Origin of the sequence: Ruegeria arenilitoris, assembly GCF_013032855.1 — a bacterium.
GTDB classification, from domain to species: domain Bacteria; phylum Pseudomonadota; class Alphaproteobacteria; order Rhodobacterales; family Rhodobacteraceae; genus Ruegeria; species Ruegeria arenilitoris.
Map to the genome: position 1 here is coordinate 149,426 of NZ_WQDA01000002.1, position 13,436 is coordinate 162,861.

13 protein-coding genes are annotated in these 13,436 nt (G+C 62.7%); 5 read left to right on the forward strand and 8 right to left on the reverse strand.

The annotated features are described in order from the left end of the window. Positions 1-8 precede the first annotated feature (8 nt). Complete coding sequence (locus tag GOW72_RS06900; protein ID WP_170358865.1) at positions 9-1,493, reverse strand: inorganic phosphate transporter; 1,485 nt, start codon at positions 1,491-1,493, stop codon at positions 9-11. A 203-nt stretch (positions 1,494-1,696) separates the two neighbouring features. Here GOW72_RS06900 and GOW72_RS06905 point away from each other — a divergent pair, with 203 nt between their 5' ends. Beyond that, positions 1,697-2,383, forward strand: a complete 687-nt coding sequence (locus GOW72_RS06905; protein WP_170366222.1) for a M48 family metallopeptidase — start codon at positions 1,697-1,699, stop codon at positions 2,381-2,383. A 54-nt stretch (positions 2,384-2,437) separates the two neighbouring features. On the opposite strand, the gene GOW72_RS06910 is transcribed toward GOW72_RS06905, so the two are convergent. From GOW72_RS06910 to GOW72_RS06930, 5 genes are read right to left on the reverse strand one after another with little or no spacing between them, the layout of a single operon-like run. After that, on the reverse strand, positions 2,438-2,980 hold the full coding sequence (locus GOW72_RS06910; protein ID WP_170366224.1) for an RSP_2648 family PIN domain-containing protein: 543 nt from the start codon (positions 2,978-2,980) through the stop codon (positions 2,438-2,440). Continuing rightward, positions 2,977-4,185, reverse strand: coding sequence for an RSP_2647 family RNA methyltransferase (locus GOW72_RS06915; RefSeq protein WP_170366226.1), 1,209 nt, complete (start codon positions 4,183-4,185; stop codon positions 2,977-2,979). The genes GOW72_RS06910 and GOW72_RS06915 overlap by 4 nt, the downstream gene beginning before the upstream one ends. A gap of 52 nt (positions 4,186-4,237) precedes the next feature. Next, positions 4,238-4,510, reverse strand: a complete 273-nt coding sequence (locus GOW72_RS06920) for a hypothetical protein (RefSeq protein WP_170338699.1) — start codon at positions 4,508-4,510, stop codon at positions 4,238-4,240. Next, complete coding sequence (locus tag GOW72_RS06925) at positions 4,497-7,289, reverse strand: [protein-PII] uridylyltransferase family protein (RefSeq protein WP_170366228.1); 2,793 nt, start codon at positions 7,287-7,289, stop codon at positions 4,497-4,499. Before GOW72_RS06925 ends, GOW72_RS06920 begins: the two co-directional genes overlap by 14 nt. A 13-nt stretch (positions 7,290-7,302) precedes the next feature. After that, positions 7,303-7,692 (reverse strand): nuclear transport factor 2 family protein, encoded by a 390-nt coding sequence (locus tag GOW72_RS06930; protein ID WP_170366229.1) that lies wholly within the window; start codon positions 7,690-7,692, stop codon positions 7,303-7,305. A gap of 141 nt (positions 7,693-7,833) precedes the next feature. Between GOW72_RS06930 and GOW72_RS06935 the strand changes: the two genes are divergently transcribed. From GOW72_RS06935 to GOW72_RS06950, 4 genes are all read left to right on the forward strand, one after another. After that, positions 7,834-8,253 carry a DUF2852 domain-containing protein gene (locus tag GOW72_RS06935; protein WP_170338185.1) on the forward strand — a complete coding sequence of 140 codons (420 nt, stop codon included), beginning with the start codon at positions 7,834-7,836 and terminating at the stop codon, positions 8,251-8,253. 66 nt (positions 8,254-8,319) lie between these two features. After that, a complete protein-coding gene (locus tag GOW72_RS06940; RefSeq protein WP_093962341.1) occupies positions 8,320-8,751 on the forward strand; it encodes an RDD family protein in 432 nt (143 codons plus the stop codon). Between the two features lie 74 nt (positions 8,752-8,825). Further along, positions 8,826-9,650, forward strand: a complete 825-nt coding sequence (locus tag GOW72_RS06945) for an arginyltransferase (RefSeq protein WP_093962342.1) — start codon at positions 8,826-8,828, stop codon at positions 9,648-9,650. Positions 9,651-9,656: 6 nt separating this feature from the next. Further along, entirely contained in the window at positions 9,657-10,046 is a 390-nt protein-coding gene (locus GOW72_RS06950; protein ID WP_170366232.1) for a VOC family protein, read from the forward strand. 74 nt (positions 10,047-10,120) lie between these two features. Here GOW72_RS06950 and GOW72_RS06955 read toward each other — a convergent pair whose 3' ends face one another. Both GOW72_RS06955 and GOW72_RS06960 read right to left on the reverse strand, forming a co-directional pair. Beyond that, positions 10,121-12,475: a TRAP transporter large permease gene (locus tag GOW72_RS06955; RefSeq protein WP_170366234.1), complete on the reverse strand. Its 2,355-nt coding sequence runs from the start codon at positions 12,473-12,475 to the stop codon at positions 10,121-10,123. 17 nt (positions 12,476-12,492) lie between these two features. Beyond that, complete coding sequence (locus tag GOW72_RS06960) at positions 12,493-13,419, reverse strand: TRAP transporter small permease subunit (protein WP_093962345.1); 927 nt, start codon at positions 13,417-13,419, stop codon at positions 12,493-12,495. Positions 13,420-13,436: the final 17 nt, after the last annotated feature.

Sequence of the window (13,436 nt, forward strand, 5' to 3'; positions counted from 1 at the left end):
CTTTGCTTTTATCCGGCGATTGCCTGAATTCCCAGGAACAGCAGACCTGACAGCAGGGCCGCCGCGGGCACGGTGATCACCCAGGCCGCGATGATCGTCAGGAAATGCGACCGGCGCACCAGCTTGCGGCGGCGGCGCTCTTCGGGGGCCAGCACCGGGCGTTCCGGCACAGCGCCGCGCGCCTTGATCAGGCGCCGCTCGGCGTCCCATTCCCGGAAGAACCCGACACCGAACACTGCGCCCACGGCGATGTGGGTCGAACTGACCGGCAGGCCAAGCCAGCTGGCCACGATCACGGTGATCGCCGCCGACAGCGCCACACAATAGGCGCGCATCGGGTTCAGCTTGGTGATCTGGCTGCCGACTACCCGGATCAGCTTGGGCCCGAACAAGAACAGACCGAACGAAATGCCGAAGGCGCCGATGATCATGACCCAGGGCGGAATGTTCACCGCATGGGTGAAATCACCCACCGCCGAAGCCTGAACGATGGCGGCCAGAGGTCCGACGGCATTTGCCACGTCATTGGCCCCATGCGCAAAGCTGAGCAGCGCCGCCGAAATGATCAGCGGGATGCCGAACAGGATCTTCAGCGACTTGTTGCGGTTCTCCAGCCCTTCGGCCTGACGGCGAATGACAGGAATCGTCACCATCCAGATCAGCACTCCGCTGACCAGACCGATCACCAGGGCCGTCTGCAGGTTGATCTTGAACAGGTGTTTCAGGCCTTTCAGCGCAAGGTACGAGGCAAACGCCCCGGCCATGATGCCGACCAGAACTGGAACCCATTTGCGCGCAGCGGCGATCTTGTCGTCCTGGTAGATGATCCGCGCCTTGATGAACCACAGGAATCCGGCGGCGATGATGCCGCCCAGAAGCGGCGAGATGACCCAGCTTGCAGCGATCTGGCTCATCTTGACCCAGCTGACCGCGCCGAACCCCGCCGCCGCGATCCCTGCCCCCATGACGCCCCCCACGACCGAATGCGTGGTCGAGACCGGAGCGCCAACCCAGGTGGCCAGGTTGATCCAAAGCGCAGCAGACAACAGCGCGGCCATCATGGCCCAGATGAAGACGGTTGCCGTTCCCATGCTTTCGGTATTGATGATGCCCTTGGCGATGGTCGAGACCACGTCTCCACCCGCGATCAGGGCGCCGGCGCTTTCGAAAACTGCGGCAATCGCGATGGCGCCGCCCATGGTCAGGGTGTTCGCGCCCACCGCCGGGGCCATGTTGTTGGCCACATCGTTCGCCCCGATGTTGAGCGCCATGTAGGCTCCGAACATGGCCGCAATCACGACGATCATCGTGTTGCTGGCCTGTCCGAACAACAAAGCAGCCGTGATCCCGGCGATCACGATGAACACGAAGGCGATGCCCGATCCGACGAACGGCCGCCCGACCTGCGCCGTTGCAACCTCAAGGCGGGAAAACCGCCGCAGGTCACGATCCAGTGTTTCAAGGTGCCGGGCTTCTAAATCATTGTTGGCCATTTGTCCCTCTTGCATAGCGCGCGCTCGCAAAGCGTGCGCCGTGCCCTAGAAGGCTTTTGCCTTCATTTCAACCTTTGAAATATGGAAACTGCGATCTGACGCCGCGCGATTTCCGTCTCACGAACTGCCCCTGGTCGCCCATGTTGCCCGAAAGTGATGAGGAACGACTTGCCCCCGCATCCCGATCCGCCCATATCTGAGATATGTTGCGTCTGACCCCAATTCTGCTGGCGATCGCCTATGCCATTGTGATGTATCGGATTTCCGTCTGGCGCACCCATCGCGAGCTGGATGCGAAGTCGACCGAACTGGCTGATCCCGAGTTGAAGCGTATGACCGACCGCCTGGCCGCCGCCTTGGATGTGGCGCGCGTGCCGGTCTATATCTATGAAATCGACCCGGTGAACGGGCTGGCCGCACCGGACGGGCGCATTTTCATCACCCGAGGCTTCTATCGCAAGTTCCGCAATGGCGAGGTCTCAGCCGAGGAGATGGCCAGCGTCATCGCGCACGAGCTGGGACATGTTGCGCTGGGCCACGCCCGGCGGCGGATGATCGATTTTTCCGGTCAGAACGCGATGCGGGCGGCGCTGATGATGCTGCTCAACCGGTTCATTCCCTTCATCGGCGCGTGGATCGCAAATGCGCTGACCGCGCTGCTGGCCTCGCGCCTGTCGCGGGCGGACGAATACGAGGCGGACGAATACGCAGCCGCCCTGCTGACCAAGGCCGGAATCGGGATCGGGCCGCAGAAATCCCTGTTTCACAAGCTTGAGGATCTGACCCAGCAGCGGGCGGGCGTGGTTCCGGCCTGGCTGATGAGCCATCCCAAGACGGCCGAGCGGATTGCCGCGCTGGAGGCCCTTGAACAACGTTGGGAGCGTGGCTGAGGGTCAGAGTGCGAGAGGCCACACTCTCGCGATATTTGAAGCCAGGGGAAGAGGTCAGGCCGCCAAAGCCTTGCCGAGACGCGGCAGGCGGGCTTTTTTCATCAATGCGCGCAGAGTCCATCTGTCGCCCGACAGACGGTTGGCTTCGGTCAGGACCGATTGAGCCACCTCTTCGACACTGCTCGGGTCACTCTGCCAGATGCCGTGAAGGAAGCTGTCGGGGTCGATACGCGCAAGGCCCTCTTCCGCCAGAATATTCCTTGGAAAGTCTTTGGCATTCAAGGTGATGATCGTGTCGGCCGAAGCGGCGACCGCGGTGGCCAGCACATGGGTGTCGGCCGGATCGGGCAGCCAGAGTCGCTGTTCGAGGCCGGGTGCCTCGGGGCGTTCGGCCTGCGGCCAATGTGCCTGCACCAGCGCGATTTCGGCCCGGGCCTGCGCCTCGCCCTCGGGTCCGAGTTTGCGGGCGGCGCGGGCCCATTCCTCGAGGATGCGAGCCGACCAGAGCGGGGTGAAATGGCCCCGCGTGGCCACGCCCAGCAGCATCTCGCGCATCACCGTCGGATAGATGACGCAGGTGTCAAGAACCGCCTTCACAGCCGGTAGAACACGGATTTCAGATAGCCGCTCTCGGCCAGCTGCGGCAGTTGCGGATGGTCGGGTCCGGCAAAGCCGGTGTGGATCATCTGCGCCTGACGCCCGGCCCGACCGATACCGCGGGCACAGGCCTCGCGAAAGCGGGTCAGGTCGGCGGCATGCGAGCAGGAACACAGGCCCAGATACCCCCCCGGTTTGACAAGCGGCGCGGCCAGGCGGGCGATCCGCTCATAGGCCCGCAGCCCGGCATCCAGCGCCTGTTTCGACGGCGCAAAGGCCGGCGGATCGCAGATGACCACGTCGAACTGCGCACCGTCCTCACCCAGCTGGGTTAGAACGTCGAAGGCATCGCCCTGTCGGGTTTCAAAGCGGTCACCGAAGTCCGATGCGGCGGCGCCCTGCTCGGCCAGAGTCAACGCGGCGGCCGAGCCATCGACCGACAGCGCATGATCTGCCCCACCGGCCAGCATGGCCAGGCCAAATCCGCCCACGTGGCTGAACACGTCCAGCACATGCGCGCCGGGGCCCGCCAGCCGGGCGGCAAGAGCGTGGTTGGGGCGCTGGTCGTAGAACAGCCCGGTTTTCTGGCCCCCGGTCAGGTCGGCCATGTAGGTCGCGCCATTCATCGGGACGGGCAACGGAGCATCGGGCGCGGTGCCGCGCAGTGTCTGGTTCACGTCATCCAGACCTTCCAGCCCGCGGGTGCGGCCCGAGGCGTTCTTGAGCACGGTCGTCACCCCCGTCACCGAGACCAGCGCGTCGGTCAGAAGGTCCAGATGCGCCTCGGCCCAGGCGGCGTTGGGCTGGATCACGCAGGCATCGCCAAAGCGGTCGATGATGACACCGGGAAAACCGTCGGCCTCGGCATGGACCAGCCGGTAGAAGGGCGCATCGAACAGCCGTTCGCGCAGGTCGAGCGCGCGGCGCAGGCGGGTTTCGAACCACCCGGCGTCCAGCTGTGCCGACAGGTCACGATCCAACACCCGGCACATGATCTTGGAATCCGGGTTCACTGCCACCAACGCGATCGGGGCGCGTTTGTCATCCTCTAGCACGGCCAGCGCACCAGGCGCGATCTTGCGGGTGCGCCGGTCGGTAACGATGTCATTGGCATAGACCCAAGGAAAGCCGTGGCGCAGACCGCGCGCATTGGCTTTGGGTTTCAAACGGATTCTGGGGCGGTCGGGCATGTCGGCATGGGTCATGGCGCCCTCATAGTCGCGATTGCGCGGGCAGAAAAGCCCCTCTGGCTATCCGTCAGCGTTGGCGCGCCCGCCAGCCGCCGCGCCGGCGCGGAGCCTGCGCGGTGTCCAGCCCTTCGCGCAGAACCTGTGTCATGGGATGGTCGGCATCCTGTGCGGTATAGACAGCATGCAACTCGGTCAGCGCCTGCTTCTGGTCGCGCCCGTCCGGCAGGCTGAGCGCCCAGTCCAAAAAGATGCTGCGACACTCGGGCAGCGTGATTCCGTCGATGCGATAGGCCTCGCGAATCAGGCCCTTGGGGTCGTTCGGGTCGTCACTGCGCGCCATCCGCACTCTCCTCGATCACCGCGCCGATCACTTCGGCTGCGGCAGCATAGCTGTCCTGCAAGGCGGACTGTAACTGCTCGACCTGCTCGAACCCGGTCGCCCGGCACAGAAAGGCCGTGCCCCCCTGCCCGATCTTGTCGGCCTCGATCACCTTGCCAGACAGTAGCCGCGCCGCGCATTGCACCGACCAGCATAGGTCATATGCGTCCTGCAACACCTGCGCCTGAGCGACATCCAAAAGGCCCGCAGCGACCGCTCCGTCCAGACCCGAGTCGACGTCGCGCTGTGGCGCTCCGGACAACAGTGCGCCGGTTTCGGCCATCAGCTCGATATCCAGCAGACGGCCGGGGCCGTTCTTGACATCCCAGACACCAGCGGGAGATTTCGCGGCCGCGAGGCGTGCGCGCATGTCGGACACTTCGCGCAGGGCTTGATCCTTGTCGCGCGGGCGAGACAGGAACTGCGTTCGGAAAGCTTCGAAATCGTCTGCCAGATCCGTGTTGCCTGCAACTGCGCGCGCGCGGGTCAAGGCCAGATGCTCCCAAACCCAGGCTTCCTCTTGTTGGTAATGAGTGAAGCTGGCCCAGCTTGTGGCGACTGGCCCCTGATTGCCGGACGGCCGCAGTCGCATGTCGACCTCGTACAACCGTCCTTGCGCCATCGGTGCCGACAGGGCGGTAATCAGCGCCTGTGTAAAGCGCGCATAGTAGGTGCGCGTGGCCAGTGGCTTGGGGCCGTCGGACATGTCCACCGCTTGCGGGTCGTAGATCACGATCATGTCCAGATCGGATTGCGAATTCAGCCGAGCGGCCCCCAACGACCCCATGCCCAGCACCACAGCGCCACGCCCTGGGGGGGAGCCGTGCTTCTGCGCAAACTGCCGCTCTACGCAGGGTAAGATCGCGGCGATGACAACCTGCGCGAGGTCCGCGTATTGCCGCCCCGCCTGCAACCCGTCGATCAGACCGCGCAGGTGGTGCACACCGATACGGAAATGCCATTCCTTGCACCAGCGTCGGGCCAGATCCAACTGCGTTTCATAGTCAGATTCAGCTGCCAGCGCGTTGGACAGTTCAGCCTGCAAGGCGGACTGACCGGGCCAATCGGCAAAGAAGCTGCCACCGATCACCGCGTCGAACACCTGCGCATTGCGCGACAGGTGCGCGGCCAGTGCATGCGAGGTTCCGACGATGTCGACCAGCAGGTCGATCAGATGCGGGTTGGCTTCGAACAGCGAAAACAGCTGCACACCGGCGGGCAATCCGGCCAGAAACCCATCCAGCGCCAGCAGCGCCTCGTCGGGGCGGGCGGTCTTGGCCAGCCGGGCCAGCAATTCGGGCTTGAGCCGCTCGAAAATGCGCGCGCCTCGTAGCGAGCGCAGCGCAGGATAGGTTGTCCACCGGGCCAGAACGCCGGCGTCGAACTCGACCGCGGGCGCTGCGGTCGGTGCGGGGCCGGCACCGGGTGCAAAAAAGCCCTCGGTCAGCTCGTGCACCTCGGTCAGGCGGCGGGTCAGATCGGCTGTCAGGTCGGCGCTGGTGGTGCCCATCAAGCAGGCGATGCGCTCGATCCCGTCGGGCGATTGCGGCACCTTGTGGGTCTGCGCGTCATGCACCATCTGAATGCGGTGTTCGACCTCGCGATGGGCGCGGTAATGGTCGGTTAGCTTGTCGGACACGTCCTGCGGCACCCAGTCCTTGGCTGCCAGCGCGGCCAGTCCCGGCACCGTGCCGCGCACGCGCAGGTCGGGGTCGCGGCCCCCGGCAATCAACTGCCGCGTCTGGGTAAAGAACTCGATTTCGCGAATGCCGCCCTGCCCCAGCTTCATGTCATGGCCGGGGATCGTCAGAGCCCCCCCGGTGCCCTTGTTCTCGCGGATGCGCAGGCGCATGTCGTGAGCGTCCTGGATGGCGGCGAAATCCAGATGGCGGCGCCAGACAAAGGGCCGCAGGGTCTCCAGAAACCGCTGCCCGGCGGCGATGTCACCGGCGCAAGGGCGGGCCTTGATATAGGCTGCACGCTCCCATGTGCGGCCCAGGCTTTCGTAATAGCGCTCGGCCGCCTCGGTCGCCATGCAGACGGGGGTGACCGCAGGATCGGGGCGCAGGCGCAGATCGGTGCGGAACACATAGCCATCTGCCGTCTTGTCGCTGAGCGTAGCGCAGAAATTGCGCGTGGCCCGCACCATGCCCTGCCGCGCCTCATAGAAATCGTCGGGATCGTACCGGGTTTCGTCGAACAGCACGATCAGGTCGATATCCGAGCTGTAGTTCAACTCGTGCGCACCCATCTTGCCCATCGCCAGGATCACCATCCCCGCGGCGGTTTCCACGTCGTCTTCGGTCATGCCCGGCAGCCTATTGCGCCGGATCAGCGCCGCGATCTCGGCCTTGGCCGCGATGTCCACGGCAAGCGCGGCGAAATCGGTCAGTGCCGTCGTGACCTGCTCGAGGTTCAAAGCTCCGGACAGGTCGGCGAGGGCCGTCAGCAAGGCAAGCCGATGCTTGGCCTGCCTCAGGCCCGGTTTCAACTGGTCAGGAGCCAGCGCGCGCGCGTCGTCCATGATCTGAGCAAGAGCGTGCTGCGGCCGATCCAGCGCCGGGGCCAACCAATTGCGTTCACGGTCGATCAAGCTCTTGAGGTACGGGCTGCTGCCTGCGGCACCGGTCACCAGTTCGGACTGATCAGCGGTCAGATCCGGCACTGCGGCGCAGGCTTCTCGCCCCAATTCGGGGTCGTAGGGACGCGGGACGCGTTGGATGGTAAGACTGTCGGTCATGGGCGCATTCCGGTCAGGTAACGTCGACCGGAGTGTCCTGGCTGAAGCTATTGATCCAGCCATCATCCCGGCGTTCCCACAACGATGAGATCAGCATCGCCTCGCGCGCGGACGCACCCGGCCGCTGATAGTCCGCCCGGTAGGACAACAGGACGATATCCGCGGTCAAAACGCGCAATTGCGCCGCACTCAACTCATATGACTCCATGGTCGGGCTGTCTGCGAACTGACCCACATGATCGTCACGATTGGCGAAACCGGATGGGTAGACGCCCAGAAAATCGGCGCTCAGCAAAGCCCGGTCCGCCTGCGCATCACCCTCGACCAAAGCGGTCCAGACCTGTTGCTCCAGGTTCAGGATTTCTTCAAGCGTCGGGGCGGGCTTGTCGTCGTGCGTGTTCATGCCCGCACGTTGCGCAGGATCGGAACTGTCGTCAACCGGGGCACTAAATGTAAATCTTTTTCACATCGCCCCTTGCATCCGGGCCGGGCCACCCCATCTAGATCAATGTGAACACAATTTACATCAACCTGGAGAGCCCAAATGACCGCATTGTCCGAACACGCCGTCCCCCGCAACCCGGGATGGTTGCACCGTGCAGAGGCCTGGCTAGACGACAAGGGCAAAGGCGCCTGGATCGCTGCCATGGTCCTTGGTTTCATCTTCTTTTGGCCCGTCGGCCTGGCCCTTCTGGCCTATATGATCTGGAGCAAACGCATGTTCAGCAAATCCTGCAGCCGCCGCCATTCCTGGCACAGCCACATGAGCGCGATGAAGCCCTCGGGCAACAGCGCATTCGACGCCTACAAGGCCGACACGCTGGCCCGCCTGGAACGGGAACAACAGGATTTCGAAGCCTTCCTGCACCGCCTGCGTGAAGCCAAGGACAAGGCCGAGTTCGACCAGTTCATGAATGAACGCGCTCAGGAGAATACGGCGGACGACAAGGACGAAACCGCCTGATACCCTACCGCCCTGCCCCTCTCTGTGGGACAGGGCAAACCTCAACAACCGACCGGAAATTCCTTCATGTCTCATCTGCCCGACCCGGATCGTCAGCCGGACTTCTACAAATCCGTGGCGATCAAACGTTTCTTCGCGTGGCTGTTTGATATCGCCTTCATTTCGCTGCTGTGCACGGTTGCCATTCTGCTGACCTTCGGCATGGGCCTGTTCGTCATCGCGCTGATCTATGCGGTCGTCAGTTTCATCTACCGTGTCGTCACCATCGCAAACGGGTCTGCCACGCTGGGCATGCGCTTTATGGGAATCGAGCTGCGCGACGCATTTGGCGAACGCATGGATACCGGCAAGGCCGTCGCGCATACAGCCGGTTACTTTGTCAGCATGGCGTTTCCGATCCTGCAGATCATCTCGGTCATCATGATGCTGACCAGTGCCCGCAACCAGGGCCTGACCGATGCCTTCCTCGGCACCGTAATGCTGAACCAGCGCGCCTGACACGGCCCGTTTCTGGGACTTGGCGACCCCAGAAACGGTTGCTATCATCGGCCCCGAGGAAACACGGGGCCTTCATGCGACACACGCTGCCGATTGCGCCGCAGTTCTATGTGACTGCACCACAGCCCTGCCCTTATCTCGAGGGCAGGATCGAGCGTAAGCTGTTCACCGCCCTGCAGGGCGAAGGCGCGGATCAGCTGAACAACTCTCTGTCGCAGCAGGGTTTTCGCCGGTCTCAAAACGTTCTGTACCGGCCCTCTTGCACCGATTGTGCGGCCTGCCTGTCGGCCCGGATCGACGTCTCGGCCTTTTCTCCGACCAAAAGCCAGAAACGCGCGGCGCGGCGCAATGCGCACCTTCAGCGACGCGCGACCTCACCTTGGGCCACCGACGACCAGTACGAGCTGTTTCGGCGGTACCTGGACACACGGCACGCTGATGGCGGCATGGCAGATATGGACGTGTTCGAATTCGCCGCGATGATCGAAGAGACCCCGATCCGCAGCCGCGTCGTTGAATACGCCGACCCCAAAACCGGAAACCTGATCGCCGTCAGCCTGACCGATGTTCTGGATGACGGGTTGAGCATGGTCTATTCGTTCTATGACCCGAACCAGCCGCAAAGCTCGCTGGGAACCTATATGATCCTCGATCATATCGACATCGCGCGCGAGGCCGGGCTGCCATATGTATATCTGGGCTATTGGGTCCCCGGCAGCCCCAAGATGGGCTACAAGGTGAAATTCGCCGGGCTCGAGGTCTATGTGAAAGGCGGGTGGCAGCGTGTGGACGACCCGGAGGCATTCACCGACTCAACGCATCACCCACTTTCGACTGCTCCGATTGCCGAGCAGGTCGCGAATATCCAACTTCCCGATCGCCACCCTACCAAAGGTTGAATTCTGATGCAGCAAGGTTTGCACGCCGTCACCCTGGTGGTGCCGGACTATGATGACGCGATCGCGTTCTACACCAAGACGCTTCGGTTCCGGCTGACCCAGGACATCGATCTTGGCGAAGGCAAACGATGGGTTTTGGTTACGCCCCCTGGCAGCGATGGGGCTGCTCTGCTGTTGGCCAAGGCTGACGGAGGCAGCCAACGGGCCGCAATCGGTAATCAGACCGGAGGTCGTGTCGGGTTTTTCCTCAGAACCGGTGATTTCGCCCGCGATCACGCAGACATGCTGGCCAACGGGGTCCGGTTCGAGGAAGAGCCCCGCCATGAACCCTATGGCATCGTTGCCGTCTGGCAGGATCCGTTCGGGAACCGTTGGGACCTGATCCAGTTCACCTGACAACCGGCGTCAGCCGGGACCAAAGCAAAGGGGGCCTCGCGGCCCCCTTTTCAGTTGGATAACGCCATCACCGATCAGTTCGGGATCAGGTCCGGCACGATCGTCACAATCGACGGGAAGAACCACAGAATTCCGATGCCCACCACCTGGATCAGCACGAAGGGGATGATCCCGCGGTAGATATGGCCCGTCGTTACCTCTTTCGGCGCCACGCCGCGCAGATAGAACAGCGCAAAGCCAAATGGCGGCGTCAGGAACGAGGTCTGCAGGTTCACCGCCACCATGATCGTCACCCATTTCGGGTCGAACGACCCGCCATAGATCACCGGACCCACGATCGGGATCACGATGTAGATGATCTCGAGGAAGTCCAGCACGAAGCCAAGGATGAACAGCACCAGCATCACGATCAGGAAGACCGTGAACTCGTTGTCAAAGCTCTTCAGGAACTGCTGGATGTAGTGTTCCCCGCCGAACGAGATCACCACCAGGTTCAGCAGCTGCGAGCCGATCAGGATGGTGAACACCATCGAAGTCACCTTGGCGGTTTCCCGCACCACCGGTGTCAGAACACCGCTGGCATACAGCACCCAGCAAGCGAACAGCAGGCCGAACAGCGCATAGAGGTAGGTGGCATAGGCCAGGATGAACGCAATCCAGGTCTCGACGCTTACATCGCCTTGGTTCACGCGGAGGTCAAAGTTGACACCCAGCAGAAGGCAGATGATGACGGCGAAGGTGGACCAAATGATCACCTTGCCGGATCGCCCCTGATCCTGCAGTTTGCGATAGGCCGCCAGCATGATGGCCCCGCCTGCCCCCAGCGCTGCTGCCGGAGTCGGGTTGGTCACACCACCCAGGATCGACCCAAGTACCGCGATGATCAGAACCAACGGCGGGAATACCACGCGGATCAGATCATTGGTCGCACAGCGCGCCGCCGCTTCCTTGCAGCCATACATGGCAAGCCCGAAAGGCAGCGCCAGCAGCAGGAAGGTGGCCCCCGACGAGGTGGTCGGCGCAATCAGCAGCACATCGACCAGCAGCATCAGGATCAGCCCGATTGCACCCACGATCAGCGGCTGCGGCGATTGCGAAGGCGCAATGCCGCGACCCAGAACCAGCGTCAGACCCAGCAGTACGACCATGACCGCGACACCGGTGCCGATCGGGGCGGCAGCCGCAATCTTGGCTTCACGGGCCGAAGCCAGTTCTTCTTCGCTCAGTCGTTGCGCTTCGGTTGCGCCGCCGGCAGCATCGATGGCTTCCTGCTCGGCCACGGCCTTGTCCCAGGCCGCCTGACCATGCAGGTCGATCATCGAGGCCTTGCACTCCTCGGATACGTTGGTGCGCAACGAGGCTGCCTCACCGATATCCGAGAAGCCGGAAACCGTGATGTTCTGGCTGCCGATGACACCGGCGCTTCCCAGCAGAACCGCGCCCACGATCAGTGCGACCGGGGCACCCAGCAGCCAGGTCAGCCCTTCCGAGCGGGTGATGGTCTCGCCGCTGCCCCCTGACAGTTCGACCGCAGGTGCCTTGTGCGGGTTGAGCAGCGCGTATCCAAAGGCATAAAGCGCATAGAGCAGCGCCAGCATGATCCCCGGCAGCAGCGCCGCCTGGAACAGCGTCCCCACCGAAACCACGGCAGGCTCGCCCAGATAGGTCAGCGCGTCGGTACATCCAGCTTCGACTGCGCGGGTCTCCTGCGCCGTCGAATACAGGTCACCCGCCAGCGTGCCCAGCAGAACAATCACGATCGAGGGCGGAATGATCTGCCCCAGCGTGCCCGAGGCCGCGATCACGCCCGTCGCCAGCTCTGGCGAGTAGTTGTTGCGCAGCATGGTCGGCAGGGCCAGCAGGCCCATCGTCACCACGGTCGCGCCCACAATACCGGTCGAGGCCGCAAGGAATGCCCCCACAACCACGATCGACACCGCCAGACCACCCGGCAGCGGGCCAAAGACGCGCGCCATTGTGGTCAGCAGATCGTTGGCGATTTTCGAGCGTTCCAGCGTGATGCCCATCAGCACGAACATCAGCACCGCCAGCAGAGTCTCGATCGACTGACCGGCCAGAACTCGTTCGTTGATACGGTTCACGATGAAGGATACGTTGCGGTCCAACGCGGTTTCCCAACCCTGAACAAAGACCGGCTCGGCGATCCTTGGCAGGTCCGGGTATCGGAACACGGATATCACATCGGGTTTCACACCCGAATTCACGATGTCCCGATAGGCTTGCGAGCTTGTGTCGATCGCCTGGTGGATCAGCAACCCGGCGCTGTCCAGCGCGGCGATGATCCCGAAGGAGATGATACCGGCCCCGCCGATGGCAAACGCCACCGGAAAGCCGCTGAGAATCCCGCCAAACAGGCAGAGGAATACGATAATGAGGCCTATCTCGACGCCATCAAGTCCGAATAGCATTGTCTTGGTCTCCGTCCTTAATGTGTGCCTTCGTAGGCTTCTTCACCCTCGCCAAGGCTGTCCTTGTCGAGGTATTTTCCAGTGCTTTCCGGGCCTTCGACATATTCGAGATAGGACCGGTAGAAGAACGCGATCGCGTGCAGGAACACCATCGCGGCAAAGGCCACAAGCAGGATCTTGAACAGGAAGTAGGCATTGAAACCGTTGGGGCTGAAGCCGATGGTTTCTACGTTCCAGCGCAGCGCGCGAGATTTCATCACCAGCCGGTCCAGCGTGTCGCTGGCCGAGGGCTTCGGCACGATCAGGTGACGCCACATGAAGTACCAGCCATACATCCAGGTCAGCACGGCGATGGGCATCATGAAAAGGATCGAGCCCAGCATGTCGACCACACGCTTGGCCCGGTGTGAAATGCCGGCATAAACGAGGTCCACGCGGACGTGGCCGCCCTGCACGAAGGTGTAGGTGCAGCACAGGCAGACGACGAGCGCGTTGTACAGCTTCAGCTCTTCGGCATACCAGCTGATATCCATCTGGAACGGGATACCCAGACCAAACGCCATGTCAGGCCGCGCGAACACGCGCTGCATGAATACGATGACGATTTGCTGGATCACCATCAGCAGGCCCGCCCAGGCAAAGAAACGCCCGGTCGTGTTGGCGAACCCTTCCAAAACGCGCACCATGCCCCACATGAAGCCACGGAAGTAAAGCCCGATCGCGGTCAGCACGAGGAAGATCGTGAAGACCACGAAAAAGAACTCGACCGACCCGCCGTAGTAGACAAAGCGCATGATTGCTTCTTTGTCCGACCAGTTCAGCCACAGCTGCGGATGCGTGATGGCGTATCCGAAATTATAGAAGGCTTCGGCGATGCTCTGAACGAACCAAACCAGTCCGTTCCACAGGGCGCCGAAGAACGAGATACCGTTTTCGTCCTGCATAATGTCCCCAGGTCCCG

Coding starts and splice junctions, on each gene's coding strand:
- GOW72_RS06900 (WP_170358865.1), bottom strand. CDS start 1,493: ATGGCCAACAATGATTTAGAAGCCCGGCACCTTGAAACACTGGATCGT.
- GOW72_RS06905 (WP_170366222.1), top strand. CDS start 1,697: ATGTTGCGTCTGACCCCAATTCTGCTGGCGATCGCCTATGCCATTGTG.
- GOW72_RS06915 (WP_170366226.1), bottom strand. CDS start 4,185: ATGACCCATGCCGACATGCCCGACCGCCCCAGAATCCGTTTGAAACCC.
- GOW72_RS06920 (WP_170338699.1), bottom strand. CDS start 4,510: ATGGCGCGCAGTGACGACCCGAACGACCCCAAGGGCCTGATTCGCGAG.
- GOW72_RS06925 (WP_170366228.1), bottom strand. CDS start 7,289: ATGACCGACAGTCTTACCATCCAACGCGTCCCGCGTCCCTACGACCCC.
- GOW72_RS06930 (WP_170366229.1), bottom strand. CDS start 7,692: ATGAACACGCACGACGACAAGCCCGCCCCGACGCTTGAAGAAATCCTG.
- GOW72_RS06935 (WP_170338185.1), top strand. CDS start 7,834: ATGACCGCATTGTCCGAACACGCCGTCCCCCGCAACCCGGGATGGTTG.
- GOW72_RS06940 (WP_093962341.1), top strand. CDS start 8,320: ATGTCTCATCTGCCCGACCCGGATCGTCAGCCGGACTTCTACAAATCC.
- GOW72_RS06945 (WP_093962342.1), top strand. CDS start 8,826: ATGCGACACACGCTGCCGATTGCGCCGCAGTTCTATGTGACTGCACCA.
- GOW72_RS06950 (WP_170366232.1), top strand. CDS start 9,657: ATGCAGCAAGGTTTGCACGCCGTCACCCTGGTGGTGCCGGACTATGAT.
- GOW72_RS06955 (WP_170366234.1), bottom strand. CDS start 12,475: ATGCTATTCGGACTTGATGGCGTCGAGATAGGCCTCATTATCGTATTC.
- GOW72_RS06960 (WP_093962345.1), bottom strand. CDS start 13,419: ATGCAGGACGAAAACGGTATCTCGTTCTTCGGCGCCCTGTGGAACGGA.